Annotated in this window: 13 protein-coding genes; 6 read left to right on the top strand and 7 right to left on the bottom strand. The window is 72.6% G+C overall.

What is annotated here, in order from left to right; all coding sequences use genetic code 11:
• The 7 genes from ACFYW9_RS39850 to ACFYW9_RS39820 all read right to left on the bottom strand — a co-directional run.
• Nucleotides 1-665: ABC transporter permease (locus ACFYW9_RS39850; RefSeq protein WP_389159909.1), on the bottom strand; the 665-nt coding region annotated here is incomplete at its 3' end.
• Entirely contained in the window at nucleotides 662-1,618 is a 957-nt protein-coding gene (locus tag ACFYW9_RS39845) for an ATP-binding cassette domain-containing protein (protein WP_389159908.1), read from the bottom strand. The genes ACFYW9_RS39850 and ACFYW9_RS39845, both read right to left, overlap by 4 nt.
• A gap of 29 nt (nucleotides 1,619-1,647) precedes the next feature.
• Nucleotides 1,648-2,334, bottom strand: a complete 687-nt coding sequence (locus tag ACFYW9_RS39840; protein WP_389159907.1) for a hypothetical protein — start codon at nucleotides 2,332-2,334, stop codon at nucleotides 1,648-1,650.
• 157 nt (nucleotides 2,335-2,491) lie between these two features.
• Nucleotides 2,492-3,721 carry an acetylornithine transaminase gene (locus ACFYW9_RS39835; protein WP_389159910.1) on the bottom strand — a complete coding sequence of 410 codons (1,230 nt, stop codon included), beginning with the start codon at nucleotides 3,719-3,721 and terminating at the stop codon, nucleotides 2,492-2,494.
• A 161-nt stretch (nucleotides 3,722-3,882) separates the two neighbouring features.
• Nucleotides 3,883-5,034: a bifunctional glutamate N-acetyltransferase/amino-acid acetyltransferase ArgJ gene (argJ, locus tag ACFYW9_RS39830; protein ID WP_389159906.1), complete on the bottom strand. Its 1,152-nt coding sequence runs from the start codon at nucleotides 5,032-5,034 to the stop codon at nucleotides 3,883-3,885.
• 55 nt (nucleotides 5,035-5,089) lie between these two features.
• Nucleotides 5,090-6,118: an N-acetyl-gamma-glutamyl-phosphate reductase gene (gene argC / locus ACFYW9_RS39825; protein ID WP_389159905.1), complete on the bottom strand. Its 1,029-nt coding sequence runs from the start codon at nucleotides 6,116-6,118 to the stop codon at nucleotides 5,090-5,092.
• 40 nt (nucleotides 6,119-6,158) lie between these two features.
• Nucleotides 6,159-7,334 (bottom strand): serine hydrolase domain-containing protein, encoded by a 1,176-nt coding sequence (locus tag ACFYW9_RS39820; RefSeq protein ID WP_389159904.1) that lies wholly within the window; start codon nucleotides 7,332-7,334, stop codon nucleotides 6,159-6,161.
• Between the two features lie 901 nt (nucleotides 7,335-8,235).
• On the opposite strand from ACFYW9_RS39820, the gene ACFYW9_RS39815 reads away from it, so the two are divergent.
• The 6 genes from ACFYW9_RS39815 (at nucleotide 8,236) to ACFYW9_RS39790 (ending at nucleotide 20,319) form a co-directional block, all read left to right on the top strand.
• On the top strand, nucleotides 8,236-8,451 hold the full coding sequence (locus tag ACFYW9_RS39815; protein ID WP_351867713.1) for an MbtH family protein: 216 nt from the start codon (nucleotides 8,236-8,238) through the stop codon (nucleotides 8,449-8,451).
• A 141-nt stretch (nucleotides 8,452-8,592) separates the two neighbouring features.
• The gene (locus tag ACFYW9_RS39810; RefSeq protein WP_389159903.1) at nucleotides 8,593-9,294 is read left to right on the top strand and encodes an LmbU family transcriptional regulator; all 702 of its coding nucleotides are present in this window, start codon (nucleotides 8,593-8,595) and stop codon (nucleotides 9,292-9,294) included.
• Nucleotides 9,295-9,440: 146 nt separating this feature from the next.
• Nucleotides 9,441-11,009 carry an amino acid adenylation domain-containing protein gene (locus ACFYW9_RS39805; protein ID WP_389159902.1) on the top strand — a complete coding sequence of 523 codons (1,569 nt, stop codon included), beginning with the start codon at nucleotides 9,441-9,443 and terminating at the stop codon, nucleotides 11,007-11,009.
• A complete protein-coding gene (locus ACFYW9_RS39800) occupies nucleotides 11,009-11,236 on the top strand; it encodes a phosphopantetheine-binding protein (protein WP_351867707.1) in 228 nt (75 codons plus the stop codon). Before ACFYW9_RS39805 ends, ACFYW9_RS39800 begins: the two co-directional genes overlap by 1 nt.
• Before the next feature lie 77 nt (nucleotides 11,237-11,313).
• The gene (locus ACFYW9_RS39795; RefSeq protein WP_389159901.1) at nucleotides 11,314-12,501 is read left to right on the top strand and encodes an NAD(P)/FAD-dependent oxidoreductase; all 1,188 of its coding nucleotides are present in this window, start codon (nucleotides 11,314-11,316) and stop codon (nucleotides 12,499-12,501) included.
• A gap of 45 nt (nucleotides 12,502-12,546) precedes the next feature.
• Nucleotides 12,547-20,319 carry an amino acid adenylation domain-containing protein gene (locus ACFYW9_RS39790; protein ID WP_389159900.1) on the top strand — a complete coding sequence of 2,591 codons (7,773 nt, stop codon included), beginning with the start codon at nucleotides 12,547-12,549 and terminating at the stop codon, nucleotides 20,317-20,319.

Raw genomic sequence — 20,319 nt, 5'->3', positions numbered from 1 at the left:
AGGAGTCCGCGCAGGGTTTCGATGGCGGGGGTGAAGGGCTGGTACTGGGCGATCGGCTGGAACCAGCCGGGCATGGAGTGCAGCGGGACGAAGGCGCTGGACAGCAGCGGCAGCAGGATCAGCGGCATGGCGTTGTTGCTGGCGGCCTCCGCGGTCGGGCTGACCAGGCCCATGCCGACCGCGATCCAGGTGAGCGCCAGGGCGAACAGGGCGATCAGGCCGAACGCCGCCAGCCATTCCAGGACGCCGGCGCCGCTGGAGCGGAAGCCGATGGCCACGCCGACGGCGGCGACCAGGACCACGCTCATCACCGACTGCAGGACGCTGCCGATCACATGCCCGATGAGGATGGAGCCTCGGTGGATGGCCATGGTGCGGAAGCGGGCGATGATGCCCTCGCTCATGTCGGTGGCGACGGACACGGCGGTTCCGACGACGGTGGAGCCGATGGTCATCAGCAGGATGCCGGGGACGATGTAGGCGATGTAGGCGGAGCGGCCCGCGCCGCCGCTCATCGCGTCGCCGAAGATGTAGACGAACAGCAGCAGGAGCATCACGGGGGTGAGCAGCAGGTTCAGGGTGAGCGAGGGGTAGCGGCGGGCGTGCAGGAGGTTGCGGCGCAGCATCGTGGACGAGTCGCGCACGGCGAGGGCGAGGGAGCTCATCGCAGGGTCTCCTTGGGCTGGTGGGGCAGCTTGCCGCTGTCGGTGAGGGCGAAGAACACGTCGTCGAGGTCGGGGGTGTGCACGGTCAGTTCGTCGGCCTCGACGCCGGCCGCGGCCAGCCAGTCGAGGATGGAGTGGAGTTCCTGCTGGGTGCCGTCGCTGACGATCTGCAGGGCCAGCGCCTCGTCGTCCCGGGTGGCGCCGCGCAGCGCGGAGGCGGCGGACCGGTAGGCGTCGGGGTCGGTGAAGCGGAGCCGGATGTGGCCGCCGGGGATCAGCCGCTTCAGTTCCGCGGCGGTGCCCTCGGCGGCGATCTTTCCGTTGTTCAGCACGGCGATGCGGTCGGCGAGCTGGTCGGCCTCCTCCAGGTACTGGGTGGTGAGGAAGACGGTGACGCCGCCGGCGACGAGTTCGCGGATGATGCCCCACATGGTGTGGCGGGAGCGGGGGTCCAGGCCGGTGGTCGGTTCGTCGAGGAAGATGATGCGGGGACCGCCGACCAGGGTCATGGCGATGTCCAGGCGCCGCTTCATGCCGCCGGAGTAGGTGGAGGCGGGCTTCTTCGCGGCCTCGACGAGGTCGAAGCGCTCCAGGAGTTCGGCACTGACGCGCCGGCCCTCGCTCTTGGGCAGGTGGTGCAGGTCCGCCATGAGGAGCATGTTCTCCTCGCCGGTGATCAGGCCGTCGACGGCGGAGAACTGCCCGGTGACCCCGATCACGGCACGTACCGCCTGCGGGTCGGCGGCGAGGTCGTGGCCGCCGACGCGCAGCTCGCCGGCGTCGGCGCGGACGAGGGTGGAGAGGATCTTGACGACGGTGGTCTTGCCGGCGCCGTTCGGGCCGAGCAGGGAGAAGACCGTTCCTTGCGGGACGGTCAGGTCGATGCCGTCGAGAACGGTCTTGTCGCCGTAGGACTTGCGCAGCCCGTTCGCCGCGATGGCCACGGTGCTCATGAGGGGTGCTCCTTCGGGGGTGCGGGCGGTCACAGGCTGCGGGCGGTGATGTCGCCGTGGGCGGTGGTGGCGTACACGTCCAGGTCGCGCGTGCCGGTGTTGCGCAGGGAGTTGTCGATGCGGCCGTAGCCGGTTCCGGCGTCCAGGGAGGCGGAGACGCCGGGGGCGGCGCCCACCGTGATGTCGCCGTGCCGGACGGCGAGGGTGACCGTGCCGCGCACGGCCTCGCCGATCCGGATGCCGCCCCTGTGGACGCTGATCTCGGCGGGGCCGTTCAGGCGGCCGACCGAGACCTCGCCCTCGTGGACGGTGAGGCGGGCGCTCGTGGCCTCGTCGACCTGGACCGAGCGGTGGCCGCCCGCGAAGGCGACGTCGCCGAGGCGTCCGACGCCGTGGAACTCGGCGGCGGCCGCCTTCGCCTCGACCCCGGAGCCGGCCGGCAGCTGCACGGTCACCTCGACGGACCCGCGGTGCCCGCGGAGCGGGTGGGGCGCCTCGGTGGCCGCGATGCGCAGGACACCGTCGCCGAAGGCGGTCCGGATCTCCTCGACCGCCTTCACGTCGCGCTTCCTGGCCGGGTCGGCGGGCCGGACCTCGACCACGGTGTCGGCCCGGTCGGCGGCGACGAACCGGATGCGTCCGGCGGGGATGTCCACCTCGGCGCGGATGGGGGCGGGGGTGTCGAACTTCTGCGTCGCGTACGCGGTCTTCTGCATCGGGGGCTCCTTGGGCTCGTGTTTTCCGATGCAGAAAACGCTACGTTGCATTCAATGATGTGGCAACAAGTCTGTTGCGCACCATGTGCATTGAAGCAGCTCAACGCTGTTTAATTGTTGCAATGGATATGAATCTAATGCAACGTCGCCGACTTGGTTAGTTGCAATGAAGTGAGGGTGAACGCTCCGCGGTGACATCGGCCCCGGCACGGACGCCGCCGCGCGCCCCGGCACGGACCTCGCCGCGGACATCGCCGCGGACCTCGGACAGCGCCGCCCCGAACCCCTCGACGAAGGTGTCCACCTCGCGGTCCGACACGATCAGCGGCGGGGCGAGCCGGATGACGTCCGGCACCGCCGCGTTCACCAGCAGGCCCCTGTCCTGGGCGGCCTGCTGCACGCGCGACGCCAGATCCCCCTCCAGCACGACGCCCACCAGCAGTCCGGCGCCGCGCACTTCACGCACCAGCGGATGGGCCAGGTCCTGAAGGCCGTGCCGCAGCCGCCGCCCGGCCCGGACCACCCGCTCGAGGACGCCGTCCCGCTCGATGGTGTCCAGGACGGCGAGGGCGGCCGCGCACACCACGGGGTTGCCGCTGAAGGTGGAGCCGTGCGTGCCGGGCGTCAGCAGCTGCGCGGCGGCGCCGAAGGCGAGCGTCGCGCCGATGGGCAGACCGCCGCCCAGGCCCTTGGCGAGGGTGACGACGTCCGCCTCGACGCCCTCGGCCTGGGCCGCGAACCAGTGGCCCGTGCGCCCGATGCCGGTCTGCACCTCGTCCAGGACCAGGAGGGTCCCGGTCGCCGCCGTGATCTCGCGGGCCGCCCGCAGATAGCCGGGCGGCGGCACGACCACGCCGTTCTCCCCCTGCACGGGCTCCAGCACCAGCAGCGCGGTGTCCTCGGTGACGGCGGCGCGCAGGGCCGCGGCGTCCCCGTAGGGCACATGGGCGACCTCGCCCGGCAGCGGCAAAAAGGGGCGCTGCTTGGCGCTCTGGCCGGTCAGCGCCAGGGCGCCCATGGTGCGGCCGTGGAAGCCGCCGGTCGTCGACACCATGTGCGTACGGCCGGTGAGCCTGCCGATCTTGAAGGCCGCCTCGTTGGCCTCGGCGCCGGAGTTGGAGAAGTACACCCGGCCCTCGCGGCCGGCGAGGGCCAGCAGGCGTTCGGCCAGGCGCACGGTCGGCTCGGCGACGAACAGGTTCGACACATGCCCGAGGGAGGCGATCTGCGCGCAGACGGCCCCCACGACCGCGGGATGGGCGTGGCCGAGCGCGTTGACCGCGATGCCGCCGAAGAAGTCCAGGTACTCGTTGCCCTCCGCGTCCCGGACCCGGCAGCCCCGGCCCTCGACGAGGGGCAGCCGGGGGGTGCCGAAGTTGTCCATCATGACGCCCCGCCAGCGGCCGGTCAGCGCCGCGTTGGCCGCCCCGCCGCTCTCCGCACCCGCACCCCCACCCGTACCCGCACCAGTGCCGGTGCCGGTGCTGTCGCCGGCGGCGGTGCCGCGGCCGTCCGGCACGGGTGCCGTGCCCGCCCGCTCGGAAAGGCTCATGAGCTGTACTCGCTGTTCTCGTGGACGTAGTCGGCGGTGAGGTCGTTGGTCCAGATGACCGCGGAGTCCGTGCCGGCGGCGAGGTCCACGGCGATGTCCACGTCGCGGCCGCTCATGTCCACCAGCGCGCGGTCCTCGCCGATGCCGCCGCCTCGGCACACCCGCACACCGTTGATGGCGACGTTGAGCCGGTCGGGTTCGAAGACGGCGGAGGTGGTGCCGATCGCGGACAGGACCCGGCCCCAGTTGGGGTCCTCGCCGTGGATCGCGCACTTGAGGAGGTTGTTGCGGGCGATGGAGCGGCCCACCTCGACGGCGTCGTCCTCGCTCGCGGCGCCCGTGACCTCGATACGGATCTCCTTGCTCGCGCCCTCCGCGTCCCCGGTCAGCTGCCGGGCCAGGTCGGCGCAGACCGCGTGGACGGCCTGCGCGAAATCGCCGTACGCGGGAGCGATTTCGGCGGCACCGGAGGCGAGCAGCAGCACGGTGTCGTTGGTGGACATGCAGCCGTCGGAGTCGACCCGGTCGAAGGTGACGCGGGTGGCGTCCCGCAGCGCCCTGTCCAGGCAGGCACCGTCCAGGTCGGCGTCCGTGGTGAGCACGACCAGCATGGTGGCGAGCCCGGGGGCGAGCATGCCCGCGCCCTTGGCCATGCCGCCCACCGTCCACCCGTCCCGGGCGACGGCGGCCGTCTTGTGCACCGTGTCGGTGGTCATGATCGCGCGCGCCGCGTCCTCGCCGCCGGCCGCGGACAGCAGCGCGACGGCGCTCTCGACGCCGGGCAGGAGACGCTCCATCGGCAGCGGCACGCCGATGAGCCCGGTGGAGCACACCGCCACCTCACCGGAGTCCAGGCCGAGCAGGCCGGCGGCCCGCTCGGCGGTCACCTGCGTGTCCTTCAGGCCCTGCGCTCCGGTGCAGGCGTTGGCGCCGCCGGAGTTGAGGACGACCGCGCGGATCCCGCCGTCCGCCAGGACCTGCCGGGACCACTGGACGGGGGCCGCCTGCACGCGGTTGGAGGTGAAGACACCGGCCGCGGCACAGCGCGGCCCGTCGTTGACCACCAGTGCCAGATCCGGGCTGCCGTTGTTCTTGATTCCCGCGGCGGTGCCCGCCGCTCTGAAGCCTCGTGCTGCGGTGACGCTCAATGCATCTCCTCAATCGGCGCGCCGCGTCAGCGGCTGATGTCCGTGCCGCCCCGGATCACGGTGCGACTCCGGTCGTGGAAAGCCCCAGCTCCTCGGGAAGACCCAGGGCGATGTTCATGCTCTGCACGGCGCCGCCCGCGGTGCCCTTGGTGAGGTTGTCGACGGCGCTGACCGCGATGATCCGGCCGACCGCCGGATCGAGGGCCACCTGTACCTGGACGGCGTTCGACCCGTACACGGCCCCGGTACTGGGCCACTGCCCCTGCGGCAGCAGCCGGACGAACGGCTCGCCGGCCAGCGCCTTCTCGTACGCGGCCCGCACGTCCTGGACGCCGGTGCCGGGCCGGGCCACGGCGGAGCAGGTGGCCAGGATGCCGCGCGGCATGGGGGCCAGGGTCGGGGTGAAGGAGACGGCGACCTTGTGGCCCGCCACGGCGCTGAGGTTCTGCGCCATCTCCGGGGTGTGCCGGTGGCCGCCGCCCACGCCGTAGGGCCGCATGGACCCCATGACCTCGCTGCCGAGCAGGTCCGCCCGGGGCGACTTACCGGCACCCGACGTGCCCGACGCCGCGACGACCACCGCCTCCGGCCCGGCGATACGGGCCGCGTAGGCGGGGAAGAGCGCCAGGGACACCGCCGTCGGGTAGCAGCCCGGCACCGCGATGCGCCGGGCGCCCGCCAACTTCTCGCGGGCGCCCGGCAGTTCGGGCAGTCCGTAGGGCCAGGTGCCCGCGTGCGGCGAGCCGTAGAACCTCTCCCAGTCGGCCGCGTCCGCGAGACGGAAGTCCGCCCCGCAGTCGACGACGAGCGTGTCCTCGTCCAACTCCCGTGCCACGGCCGCGGACTGGCCGTGCGGCAGGGCGAGGAAGACGACGTCGTGCCCCCGAAGGGCCTCGGCGGTGGTGGGTCCCACCTCCCGTCCGGCCAGCGCGGTCAGGTGCGGCTGGAGGGTGCCCAGCCGCCGCCCCGCGCTGGAGTGCCCGGTCAGGGCACCGATCCGTACCTCGGGGTGGGAGAGGAGCAGACGCAGGAGTTCGCCCCCCGCGTACCCGCTCGCTCCGGCCACGGCTGCTCGCACTGTCATCTGCTCTCCTGGTGGGACGCGGTCGGGTTGCCTCGTGGCGTCAGCCGGACGTCTGCTCGCAGAACTCGGCGTTCAGGATGGGGAGGATCGCCGACGCGTCCCAGTCGCCGTTGTAGTTGAAGGTGAGTTCATGACGGCCGTCCTCGGTGAAGGCGGCCAGTGTCAGCGACCCCACCACGCCCCCGTCGTGGTACCAGATGTCGCCGCAGCCCATCGTGAGCTTCTCGACGCCCAGCCCGTAGGACGTGATCGGCAGGTCGGGGTTGACGACGGTCGTCTTCAGCTCCTTCAGCTGCTGCGCCGGCAGCAGCCTCCCGCCCAGCAGGGCCCGGTAGAACAGGTTCAGGTCGTGGGCGCTGGAGATGATGTCGCCGTCGCCCCAGTTCTGGGAGCCGTTCAGCTCGGTGACGTCGTCGATCCGCTCCGGCTGGGTGTCGTAGAAGAGCTTGGAGTAGCCGCGGGCGCTGGGTCGTGGCAGGTCGCTGCCGGTGCCGGGGTTGGACGTCGACGTCAGCCCCAGCGGCTCGATGATGCGCCGGCGCACCTCGTCCTCGTACGTCCTGCCGCCGGCCTTCTGGACGATCAGTGCCGCCAGGACGTCGTTGGTGTGGGAGAACGCGTGCCGGGCGCCGGGCTGGAACAGCGGCGCGTGGGAGAAGGCCACCTGCAGACGCTGCTGGGCCGTCAGGGTGTCGTAGCGGTGCTGCAGGAAGCTGTCGCCCATGGTGTACGTCTGGTAGTACGGCACGTCGGCGAGGTAGTCGAACAGCCCGCTGGTGTGGTTCAGCAGCTGCCGGACGGTGATCCGGGCGCCGTCGTTGCCGTTGCCGCTCACCACGCCGGGCAGGTAGCGCTCGACCGGGTCGTCGAGGTTGATCTTCCGCTCCGCCTCCATCTGGAGCAGGACCGTCGCCACGAAGGTGTTGGTGATGCTGCCGGTGCGGAACCGGTCGTTCTTGCCGCGCGGCGCGCCCGTCTCCCGGTTGCCGACGCCCACCGCGGTCTTCCAGACACCGGCGGCGTCCCGCGCCTCGGCGCTCACGCCGGGGACACCGGCCGCGACGGCCGCCTCGATCGCCGCCTGTGTGCTCTGGTGTCCGGCCGCCCCCGCGGCCGTGTCACCCGATGCCCGGGCGGGACCCGTGAGGACGGTGGCCGTCAGGGCCACCGCCGCCAGACCGACCACGCCGGCTCTTGGCCTGTTCCGCATCGTCATCGTCGTTTCCCCGTCTCTTCGTCTCGTCCGCACATTGGCTGGATCCGTACAGGTGCGGTTCGTGGCGGCACCGTAGGTCACCTGGCTCGCGGGCAACTCGTGCGGCGCCACCGTGGCCGAGAAGGCGCAGGTGCGCCGCCCTCCCGCCGCTCGCCGCCCTGCCCCGCCGGAGGCCGGAATCGATCGTTCCACCGGTGCGGGCAAGGGAGTTCGACGCACACCGGGTGTGGCCGGGCCGTACGTCCGCCGCCGCGCGGCGCCGCGGCGGCGGGGCCGGCGCGGGGGAGGGGCGGGGGAGGGCGGAGGGCCGCGTCCGGCGCCGTGGCCGCGTCCCGTGCCGTCCACGGCCTCGAACGGGCCCGGGCCGAGTCCGCGGGCCCGCCGTCGCCCGGTGCCCGGCCAGGTCCGGGGTCAGGGCGTCGGCGGGTGCCAGGGCGTTGCCGGGTGCCCGGCCGAGTCCGGGGTCAGGGTGTCGCGGGGGCCCGGTCGAGTCCGGTCGGGGCGTCGTCGGCTGCCCGGCCGGGTCCCGGGGCGGGGCGCCGCGGGCTGCCCGGCCGGTCCGCGGACCGGGGTCACCCGGTGCCCGGCGGCCCCGCGGGCGCGGCATCGTGGCACACGAAACCGGCCCGGTACAGAGGATCACCGCGGGGCGCGGGTGCGGGCCGACGGCAGGGGGCCGGCGGGGCCGTCGCCCTTGTAGCGCCGGCGGCGCGCTCCCTACGGTTTCGAGGCATCGCCGGGGCCGCCACCGGCGCCGGCTGTCCTGTCGACCGGACAGCGCGGGTGTCCCGTCGACCGGACGGGCACCGGCCGGCGGACCATCCGTGCCCGGTGCCCCTGCGCACCCGGCCAGGCGATTTCCATCCCGAGTCACCCCCTGACCGACAAGGACGGTGCCCAGTTGAGCACGAACCCCTTCGATGACGCGGACGGCCGTTTCCACGTGGTCGTCAACGACGAGGAGCAGCACTCCCTGTGGCCGGTGTTCGCCGAGGTGCCCGCGGGCTGGCGTGTGGTCTTCGGTGAGGCGGCCAAGGCCGAGTGCCTGGAGTACGTCGAGCAGAACTGGACCGACCTGCGGCCCAAGAGCCTTCAGGAGGCCATGGCGGCGGACTGACCGCCGCCGCTTTTGCGGCCCGGCCGGCACGACGCTGTCGTCCGCCCCGGACCGGTCCGCGCCCAGGAAGACACTTCGAGTGGGGAGTTGAAGGTTGTGACGGGGGCTGTGAGAACCGCGGGCAGGCACCGGCCGGGGCCCGTGGACGCCGGCCGCGCGTCGGCGCAGGGCGACGTCCTGTCCTTCGTGGGGTCGCAGGCCACGGTGCAGAAGTCGGGGATGGTCTTCCCCCCCAATCTGCCGGAGCGGTCCTGGGAGCGGATCGGCGCGAACCTGCGCGAGCTGGTGAACTCCTCCGCGTGGTGGCTCGCCGACTGGCTGCTCTACGGTGAGGCCACCTACGGGTGGCGGCGCTACAAGGAGGCGATCGAGCGCACCGGGCTCGACTACCAGACCCTGCGCAACTACGCGTGGGTGGCCCGGCGGTTCGAGCACCACCGCAGGCACGACGGCCTCAGCTTCGCCCACCACGCCGAGGTCACCCGCCTCTCGCCGCCGGAGCAGGACTACTGGCTGCGCAGGGCCGAACAGCAGAAGTGGTCGCGCAACGAACTGCGCAGGGCGCTCCGCGCCGGCCTGGCCGCGCAGAGCGACGAGGCCGGCGACTCCCCGGGCACGGACGCCGGGAAGCGGGAGGTGCCCCGGCCCGTCGGGCCGGCCGCCACCGAGCAGCACCGACAGGTCACCACGCTCACCATCGAGCTGTCCGCCGACCAGCTGGAGCACTACTCCCGGCAGGCCGCCGCACACGGCCTGCCCGTCGGCCGGTGGGTCACCCAGACGCTCGACACCACCGACCGGCACGACGCCGACCGGCACACCACCGACCGGCGCACCGCCTGAACGAACAGCGCGCACCGACGCACCGCCCGAAGCCGCACCGCACCGCCCGGGAGGGCCCCGCACCGCCCGACGGTGCCGGCACACCCCTACCGCGCGGTGGGCCGGCGGCTCGCCCGACCGGACACCCCTCATATCGGAGTCAGTTGATGATCCTTCAGGGAAAACGGGTCGCCCTTCCCCCGGCGCCCGTCGTCCACCAGCAGTTCGAGGCGCACGCGCAGGCCACCCCCGACGCCGTCGCCGTCGTCCGGGACGGCCGGCAGGTGACGTACGCCGAACTGGACGCGAGGGCGAACCGGTTCGCGCACTTCCTCACCGCGCGCGGACACGGCCGGGGCGCGAAGGTCGGCGTCTGCCTCGACTACTCCATCGACCTGCTCGTCGCCGTCCTCGGCACACTGAAGGCGGGCGCGGCCTACGTGCCGTTCGACCCGGCCTACCCGGCCGCCAGGCTCCAGCTGCTGCTGGGCCAGGTCCCCGGCCTCGCCCTGATCGTGGCCTCCCCGGCGACGGCCGCCATGGTCGAGACGGCGGCCGTCGACGTCGTCGACCTCGACGAGCTCGGCGAGCACCTGGCGGGCCTGCCGGCGACCTCTCCCGGCATCCCCGTCACGGGCGACGACATCTGCTACGCCGTCTTCACCTCCGGCTCCACCGGCACGCCGAAGCTGACCGCGGTGCGCCACGAGGGCTGGTTCAACCTGATGAACTGGCTGAAGCTCGAGTACGGCCTGCACAGCGGCTCGCACAACCTCGTCGTCAGCGCGTTCGGCTTCGACCTCTCCCAGCGCGCGCTGATGACACCGCTGTTCTGCGGCGCCACCCAGTACCTGCTGGCCAGCCGCAACTTCGACGCCATGCTGGCCTACCGCGTCCTGCGCGAGCACGACATCCGCGTGGTGCACTGCGCCTCCAGCACCCTGTACGTGCTGATCGACTGGGAGAGAGCGCGCGGCGGCGACGCCCTCACCCGCCTCGACTACGTCCTGTTCGGCGGGGAGGCGCTCAAGCCCGAGCGGCTCACCGACTGGATGCGGCGCGAGGGCAACACCTGCACCCTGCTGCACCAGTACGGCGTGGCCGAGTGCACGGACGTGGCGACGTCGTTCGACCTCGCCGGGTACCGGACGGGCGAGCACGACATCGCCCCGGTCGGCCGGCCGGCGTACAACACCGACATCCACCTCCTCGACGAGCGACTGCGCGGTGTCGAAGCGGGGGAGGAGGGCGAGATCTGCATCGCCGGGGCCGGTGTCGGCGCCGGCTACCTGGGCGCCTCCGGCCCCGAGAACGCCAAGTTCACGACGGTCGAGGTCGACGGCACGCCGGTCAGGCTGTACCGCACCGGCGACCGCGGCCGGGTGACCGAGGCCGGTGACCTCGTCGTCGCCGGGCGGATGGACGCACAGGTGAAGGTGCGGGGCATGCGCATCGATCCCACCGACATCGAACGCGCGCTCGGCAGGCTGGCCGAGGTGCGGGAGGCCGCCGTGGCGGTCACCCACACCGACGCCGGCGAGGCCGAGCTGACCGCGTTCGTGGTACCGGAGGCGGGCGCTCTCGCCGAGGACGCCGTGCGCGCCCGCCTCCTTCAAGCGCTGCCGCGGAACATGGTCCCGGCCAGGTTCATCGACATCGCGGCGATCCCTTTGAGCCCGCACGGGAAAGTCGACCGCGCGGCGCTGGTCGACGCCCTCAAGAACCGAGGACAGTGATGACTGCCGACAGCGTGCACGCCATCTGGCGCCGGGAACTCGAGCGCGACGACATAGCGGCCGACGACGACTTCTTCGCCCTCGGCGGCCAGTCCGTGATCATGGTCAGGATCCAGGGCGCCTTCCTGGAGGAACTGGGCGCCGAGGTCCCCATGGACCAGATGTTCCTCCACCCCACGGTGGCGTCGATCTCCGCCTACATCGAATCCCTGCCGCCGCAGCGATAGCCGGCCGGCCCCACAAGGATCTCCCGGCCCGCGGGCCGCGTCGCGTGCAAAAAACTATCTGGTCAGAGAGGCGCGCCATGTACGACGTGATTGTCATCGGTGCCCGTTGTGCGGGTTCGCCGACGGCCATGCTCTTCGCCCGGCAGGGCTACCGGGTCCTGCTGCTGGAGAAGGCACGGTTCCCGCAGGACACGCTGTCCTCGCACTACATCCACATGCAGGGCATGGGACTGCTGAACCGGTGGGGACTGCTCGGCAAGCTCCGCGACGCGGGCTGCCGGCCCATCACCCGCCAGAGCTACCAGGGCCCCGGCGTCCGCATCGAGGGCTTCTCCCTGCCGGTCGACGGCCTGGATTACACCTACGCCCCCCGGCGCTACGTCCTGGACCCGCTCCTCGCCGAAGGGGCCGTCGAGGCCGGCGTGGACTTCCGGGAGGGCTGCGCGGTCAAGGACCTGCTGTGGCAGGACGACCGGGTCGCCGGCGTGCGGTACACGACACCCGAAGGCACCGAGACCACCGAGCGGGCACGCCTGGTCGTCGGCGCGGACGGCATGCGCTCCCTGGTGGCCCGCAAGACGGGCGCGCAGAACGTCATCGAGCACCCGCGGGTGAGCTGCACCTACTACAGCTACTGGGAGAACGTCCCCTCGCACTTCGAGCTGTACGAGCGGCCCGGCCGCTGGATCGGCGTCATCCCCACCAACGACGACCTCACGCTGCTCATGACCTACTTCCCGCAGGACCTCTACAACGAGGTCCGCAAGGGAGTGGAGCCCTTCTACCTCGACTCCTTCCGCACGACCGCGCCCGAGCTGTACGAGCGGATGCGGGCGGGCCGGCGGGTGGAGCAGATCTACGGCACGGGCCACCAGGAGAACTACTTCCGCAAGGCCTACGGCCCCGGCTGGGTGCTGGTCGGCGACGCGGTCAACCACAAGGACTCCATCACCGCCCGCGGCATCACCGAGGCCTTCGCCCAGGCCCAGTCCCTCATCGACCACGTCGGCACGCAGCTGCACGACGACGCCGCGCTGCGCACCGCGCTCAAGCGCTACGAGAACGACCTGAGCGGCGAGGCCCTCAGCCACTACCAGGGCGCCCTGAACGTGGCCGAGCTCAAGCCCGAGAGCCGCGTGGAGATGCTGCAGCAACTGGTCGGCCACCAGGAGCACATCGACCGCTACTTCTCGACCCTGTCGGGAGCGTGCTCCATCGACGACTTCTACAACGACGAACTTCTGGACCTGCTCGACCTGAGCTGAGTGACGGCCTGCTCCCTCCTGGTTCTGCCGATTTGGAGAAACACAATGATCCCGTTGTCGTTCGCGCAGCGCCGGCTGTGGTTCGTGGACCGGTTCGAAGGCCCCTCGCCGACCTACAACGGCGCTTTCGCCCTGCGGCTGACCGGTGCGCTGGACGTCGGCGCGCTGCGGGCGGCGCTCGGTGACGTCGTCGACCGGCACGAGGTCCTGCGCACCGTGATCGTCGAGGGCGACGACGGCGTCCCGCACCAGCAGGTGCTGGCGTCGGGGGAGAGGCCCTTCGACCTGAGGGTCCTCGACGTCACCGAGCAGGACCGGGCGGCGGCCGTCGAGGAGGCGGCCACCGCCACCTTCGACCTGGCCGTCGACACCCCGATCCGCGCCCGGCTGCTGCGGTGCGCACCCGACGAGCACACCCTGGTCATCGTCGCGCACCACATCGCCGTGGACGGGGAGTCCTTCGGGCCGCTGTTCCGCGATCTGACCACCGCCTACGCGCTCCGCGCCGAGGGCGGGGCACCCGAGTGGGAACCGCTTCCGGTGCAGTACGCGGACTACACGCTGTGGCAGCGCGACGTGCTCGGCGACGAGTCCGACCCGGACAGCGTCTCCGCCCGCCAACTGGCCTACTGGGGCAAGGCGCTGGCCGACCTCCCGCAGCCGCTGGCCCTGCCGACGGACCGCCCGCGCCCGCGGGTGATGAGCCCCGACGGCGACCGGATCCCGTTCACCATCGACCCCGACCTGCTGGGTGCCGTGGAGAAGCTGGCCACCGGGGCGGACACCACGGTGTCGATGGTCATGCACTCGGCGCTGGCGGTCCTGCTGCACCACCTCGGATGCGGCGACGACCTGTCCATCGGCGCCCCGATCACGGACCGCACCGACGAGGAACTGCGCGACCTCGTCGGCTTCTTCGTCAACACCTGGGTGCTGCGCGTCGACCTCTCCGGCAACCCGACCTTCCGCACCCTGCTCGACCAGGTCCGCGACCGCTCGCTGGCCGCCTACGACAACCAGGACATGCCCTTCGAGCGGCTGGTGGAGCTCCTCAACCCCGACCGCTCCACCGCCTACAACCCCTTCTTCCAGGTCATGCTCTCCTGGCAGCCGCCCGTGCCGCCGCTGGAACTGCCCGGCCTCGGCGTCCAGGTCGAACGGCTGGAGACCGCCACCGCCAAGTTCGACCTGTTCTTCGACCTCCTCCCGGACAGCTCCGGCGGCGCCCGGTGCCGGCTGGAGTACGCCACCGGCCTCTTCGACCAGGACACCGCCGACGCCATCGCCCAGCGGTTCGTCCGCGTGCTGGGCCGGCTCGTGGCCGACCCCGAGCGCGCCGTCGCCACCGTCGACGTCCTCGACGCCACCGAGCGCGAACACCTGCTCGCCCGCACCGACGACACGGCCGCGGCGGCGCCCGCGGCGACGATCCCGCAGCTGTTCGAGAGCCAGGCCGCCCGCACCCCCGACGCCCCCGCGCTCGCCTGCGACGGCCGGACCCTGACCTACCGGGAACTGGACGAGCGGGCGAACGCGCTCGCCTGGGAACTCATCCGGCGCGGCGCCGGCCCCGAGGACCTGGTGGTCCTCGCGCTGCCGCGCACCGAGGACCTGGTGATCGGCCTGCTCGGCATCCTCAAGTCCGGTGCGGGCTACGTGCCGCTGGACCCCCAGTACGCCCGGGGACGGGCACACAGCGTGCTGTCCGAGGCGGCCCCGCGCTTCGCGGTCACCGACACCGCGACCTGGCAGGAGATCCCCGCCGACACCATCGACACCGTCGTCCTCCTCGACCGGCACGCCGACTGGGAGCCCGCCACGGGCGCCCCCGACGACACGGCCCGCCGCGCGCCGCTCGGCCCGGACAACCTGGCGTACGTGATGTACACCTCCGGCTCCACCGGCAAGCCGAAGGGCGCGGCCATCACCCACCGGGGCGTCGCCGACGGCGTACGGGAACTGGTGGACGTCCTCGACACCCCGCCCGGGTGGCGGATGCTGGCCGGCACCTCCGTCAACTTCGACGTCTCCGTCTTCGAGCTGCTGACCACCCTGACCACCGGCGGCACGGCCGAGATCGTCGCGAACACGCTGGCACTGGCCGAGCGCGACGACTGGGACGGGCACATCGTCAGCGGCGTCCCCTCGGTACTGGGCGAACTCGTCCCCCACCTCGGCAAAGCGCCCGGCATCCGCACGGTCGTCCTCGCCGGCGACGTGCTCCCGGGCCGGCTGGTGCGCCAGCTGCGCGAGGCCCTGCCCGACGCCCGCATCATCAACTCCTACGGCCAGAGCGAGAGCTTCTACGCCACCGCCTTCTCCCTCGCACCGTCCAAGGAGTGGGCCGACGGCGACGTCGCCCCCATCGGCACCCCGCTGGGCAACATGCGCGCCTACGTCCTCGGCCCGGGCCTCGCCCCGGTGCCCCAGGGCGTCATCGGCGAGCTGTACGTCGCCGGCACCTGCCTGGGCCGCGGCTACCACGGCCGCACCGCCCTGACCGCCGACCGCTACGTGGCCAACCCCTACGGCCCGGCCGGCGAGCGGATGTACCGCACCGGCGACCTGGCCCGCCGCAACGCGCAGGGACAGCTGGAGTGCGTGGGCCGCGGCGACGGCCAGGTCAAGGTGCGCGGCTTCCGCATCGAGACCGCCGAGGTCGAGGCGGCGATCACCCAGCACCCCGGCATCAGCGAGGCGGTGGTCATCAGCCGTGAGGTGCCCGCGGGCGGCAAACGGCTCGTCGCCTACGTGGTGCACACCGGTGAGGGAGCCGTCGGCGACGACGGCGCCGGCGGCATCGGCGACGTGGACGTCCTCGCCGGAGCCTCCTCCGCCGAGCTGCGCAAGTTCGTCGCCGCACGGCTGCCCGACTACATGGTCCCGGCCGCCTTCGTGGCCCTGGGCCGCCTCCCCCTGGGCCCCACCGGCAAACTGGACCGCGCGGCCCTGCCCGAACCGGAGTTCCTCGGCGAGGTCTACCGCGAGCCCCGCACCGAGGCCGAGACGATCATCACCGCCGCCTACGCGGACGTCCTGGGGGTGGAACGCGTCGGCGCCGACGACGACTTCTTCGCGGTCGGCGGCGACAGCCTCCGCTCCATCCAGGTGGTGGCCAGGGCCAGGGCCCGCGGCCTGGAACTGTCCACCCGGGAGATCTTCGAGTGCCGCACCGCGGCCCGCCTCGCCGAGGTCGCCTCCGCCCGCCAGGGACGGACACCCGTCCTGGAGGAGGACGAGAGCGGCGGCGTCGGGCCGATGCCGCTGCAGCCGGTGGCCCGGCACGTGTTCGAGCACGGCGGCGGGACGAACCGGTTCGCCATGTCGATGGTCCTCGAACTGCCCACGGGCATCGACGCGGACGCTCTCGCCGCGACCCTGGACGCCGTCCTCGACCGGCACGACCTGCTGCGCGCGCACCTGGTGCCCGGCGACGAGCCCACCCTCGTCGCCCGCCCGGCGGGCACCGTGCGGGCGGCGGACCTCATCCGCCGGGTCGACTGCGACGGCCGCTGGGAGGAGCCGTCCGCGCTGGCGGCGGCGAAGACGGAACTGCACGACGCGGTCGGCCGCCTGGACCCGCAGGCCGGAACCATGGCCGACTTCGTCTGGTTCGCCGCCGCATCGGGTGAGGGCAGGCTGCTCGTGGTCCTGCACCACCTGGTGGTGGACGGCGTCTCCTGGCGCATCCTCATGGCGGACCTCGCCGAGGCGTGGCGGCAGGTCCGCACCGGCACCGCGCCCGAACTGCCCCCGGTCGGCACCTCCGCCCGCCGCTGGGCGGCCGCCCTGGCCGACGAGGCGCTCTGCGAGCAGCGGGAAGCGGAACTGCCGTACTGGCGCGACCTCCTCGAATCACCCAACCCCCCGCTGGGCACCCGGGCGTTCGACCCGGCACTCGACGTGTGGTCCACCGTCGAGACCGTACGGGTGCAACTGCCCGCCGACGTCACCGACACCGTGCTGACCAAGCTCCCCGCCGCGTTCAAGAGCACCGGCACCGACGTACTGCTCGCCGCCCTCGCCCTGGCCGTCGACCACTGGCGCGCCACGGACGGCCCGACCCTGGTCCGCCTCGAAGGACACGGCCGCGAGGAGGACGCCGTCCCCGGCGCCGACCTCTCCCGCACCGTCGGCTGGTTCACCACCATGTACCCGGCCCGCGTCGACGTGACGGCGGTGGACCTGGCCGACGTGCTGGCCGGCGGCCCCGCCGCCGCGAAGGCGATCAAACGGGTCAAGGAGCAGCTGCGCGAGGTCCCCGGCAAGGGCCTGGGCTACGGACTGCTGCGCCATCTGAACCCCGAGACCGCCGAACAGCTCGACGGCCTCCCGGTGCCGCAGATCGGGTTCAACTACCTCGGCCGGATCTCCGACACCGACGTGCCCGAGCACCTGCGCACCGGCGGATGGGGACCGGCGTCCTGGTCCGCCGAACTGATCGCGCAGCCCGACCCGGACCTGCCCGCCCTGTCCGCCCTGGAGGTCAACTCCGTCGCCACGGACACCGCCGAGGGCACCCGCCTGCAGGCCGCCTTCATGTTCCCCACCGGAGTGCTCTCCCGCGAGCGGACCTCGGAACTGGCCGAGCTGTGGGTGAAGGTGCTGCACGGCATGGCCGCGTACGCCGCCACCGAGGACATCGGCGGGCTCACCCCCTCCGACGCCCCGCTGGTCACCGTCGGCCAGGCAGACATCGAGACGTGGGAGGAGCGCTACGGCCGGCTCGCCCAGGTGTGGCCGCAGGCCCCGGGACAGTCCGGCATCCAGTTCCAGGCCGCGCTCGCCGACGGCGCCTTCGACGTCTACCACATGCAGTTCGTGCTGCACCTGTCCGGACACGTCGACCCCGACCGCATGCGGGCCGCCGGACAGGCACTGCTCGAGCGGTACCCGAACCTGCGCTCCGCGTTCCTGACCACCGCCGCCGGCGAGCCGGTGCAGGTCGTGGCCGAGCACGTCGACCTGCCCTGGCAGCACCTGGACCTGACCGGATACAGCGAGACCGAGCAGAACGCGGCCCTGGACGCGGCACTGGCCGCCGACCGCGCCGACCAGCTCGACCCCACCCGGCCGCCGCTGCTGCGCCTGGCCCTGCTCACCTGCGGGCCCCGGCAGGCCAAGCTCGTCCTCACCGCGCACCACACCCTGTTCGACGGCTGGTCCTCACCGCTGGTGATCACGGACCTGGTGAGGCTGTACGCCGGCACCGGCGGCCTCGCCCCGGTCCGCTCCTACGGCGACTACCTGGCCTGGCTGACCCGGCAGGACAAGGAGGCCTCCGCCGCCCGGTGGAAGGCCGAGCTCGACGGATTCGACGAGCCGACCCTGGTGGCCGCGGGCCTCACCTCCCAGCAGGAGGCGCACTCCCTGGGACGGGTCGAGGTGCCGCTGTCCATCGACAAGGGCCGCGAACTGGCCCGGCGCGCCGCACAGCTCGGCGTCACGCTCAACACCCTGCTCCAGGGCGCCTGGGCGGTGCTGGTCTCCAAGCTGACCGGGCAGCACGACGTGGTCTTCGGCGCCGCCGTCAACGGCCGCCCGGCCGACCTGACCGGCAGCGACGAGATGGTCGGCCTGTTCATCAACTCCCTGCCGACCAGGGCCCTGTGCCGGCCCGAAGCCAGCCTGGGCGAGGTCATCACCGACCTGCAGAACCGGCAGGTCGCCCTGCTCGACCACCACTACTACGGCCTGGCCGACATCCAGCGCGGCACCGGCCTGCCCTCCCTGTTCGACACGATCGTGGTGTTCGAGAACTACCCGGTCGACCGCGAGGGCATCGTCGACGCCAACGCCTCCGCGGGCTTCACGATCGACGCCATCCGCCCGTTCGCGGGCTCCCACTACCCCCTCACCCTCAACTCCTCCGACCCCTACCTGCGCCTGTCCCTCGACTACCAGAAGAACCTCTACGACCACCAGGCGGCCGAGACCATCGCCGCCCGGCTCGTCCGCGTGCTGGAGCAGGTCCTCAAGGACCCCACGGTGCCGGTCGCCGCCGTGGAGGTCCTGGGGGAGGAGGAACGCGACCGGCTGGTGCGGCAGATCAACGACACCGCGCACCCGCTCACCCCCGACACCCTGCCCGGCGCGTTCGAGGCCCAGGCCGCCCGCACCCCCGACCGCCTCGCGGTCATCGGCGAGCACGAGCGGCTGACCTACGCCGAGTTCAACAAGCGCGCCAACCAGCTCGCGCACTGGCTCATCGAGCAGGGCGCGGGCCCCGAAAAACTGGTCGCGGTGAAGATCCCCCGCTCGGTGGACCTGATGGTGGCGATCTACGCCGTGGTCAAGGCCGGCGCCGCCTACGTGCCCATCGACACCGAACTGCCCGAGGACCGGGTACGGCACGTCCTGGACAGCGCACGGCCGCTGCTGGTGCTCGACCAGAGCCTCCCGGACGTCTCCGGCCACCCGCGGAGCGACCCCGAGCGCACCCTGTCGCCGGACAACGCCGCCTACGCCATCTTCACCTCCGGCTCCACCGGCGGCCCCAAGGGCGTGCCGGTGGCACACCGGGCGATCATGAACCGGCTCCGGTGGGGCCTGGCCCACTTCGACGTCGGGGCCGAGGACCGGGTGCTGCTGAGCACCACGGCGAGCTTCGACGTGTCGGTGCCGGAACTGTTCGCGCCCCTGCAGGCCGGTGCCGCGGTCGTCATCGCCCGCCCCGACGGCCGCCGCGACCCCGCCTACCTGGCGGAGCTGATACGGCGCGAACAGGTCACCGGCGCGGACTTCGTGCCCTCCCTGCTGGAGGCGTTCGTCGCCGAACCCTCGGCGAGGCACTGCACCAGCCTGCGCTGGATCGAGGTCGCCGGCGAGGCGTTCCTGCCCGCGCTGGCCGACCGGTTCACCCGGCTGCTGCCCCACTGCACCGCCAACAACCTCTACGGACCCACCGAGGCGGCCGTCGAGGTCACCGCCCACCAGTACGTGCCCGGCGCGGACCGGCTGCCGATCGGCACACCGGTGTGGAACACCCAGGTGTACGTCCTGGACGCGGCGCTGCGCCCGGTCCCGGCCGGAGTCACCGGAGAGCTGTACCTCGCCGGCGACCAGCTCGCCCGGGGCTACCTCGGGCAGATGGGACTGACCGCGGGCCGCTTCGTGGCCTGCCCGTTCGGTACGCCCGGCAGCCGCATGTACCGCACCGGGGACGTCGTGCGCTGGAGCGGGGACGGCCAGGTGGAGTACATCGGCCGCTCCGACTTCCAGGTCAAGATCCGCGGCTTCCGCATCGAGCTCGGCGAGATCGAACAGGCCCTCGCCGCGCACCCGGACGTCGACAGCGCGGTGGCCCTGGTGCGCGAGGACCGCCCCGGCGACCAGCGCCTGGTCGCCTACCTCGTGCCGGCCGCCACCACGGACCCGGCCGGCCTGGACCTCGCCGCCCTGACCGGCCTGGCCCGCGAACGGCTGCCGGAGTACATGGTCCCCACCGCGCTCGTGCCGCTCGCCGAACTGCCCAAGACACCCAGCGGGAAACTCGACCGGGGCGCCCTGCCCGCACCCGACCGCGCCGAGACCGCCACCGGACGAGGGCCGCGCAACCACAACGAGGAAGTCCTGTGCCGGCTGTTCGCCGAACTCCTCGGAGCGGACGAGGTCGGCATCGACGTCGACTTCTTCGACAACGGCGGGCATTCGCTGCTGGCCACCCGGCTGGTCGGCCGCATCCGCAGCGAGCTCGGCGTCGACGTGAAGGTCACGACCGTGTTCCGCAGCCCGACCGTGGCCGAACTGGCGACCCGGATCGAGAAGTCGGCCAAGTCGAACCGCCTCCAGCTGCGACAGATGAACGTTGAGGAGTAG

The organism is Streptomyces sp. NPDC002698, assembly GCF_042888945.1.
Lineage (GTDB): Bacteria > Actinomycetota > Actinomycetes > Streptomycetales > Streptomycetaceae > Streptomyces.
The sequence above is the reverse complement of the archived record's forward strand: the minus strand, read 5'-3'. Positions and strand labels throughout refer to the sequence as shown.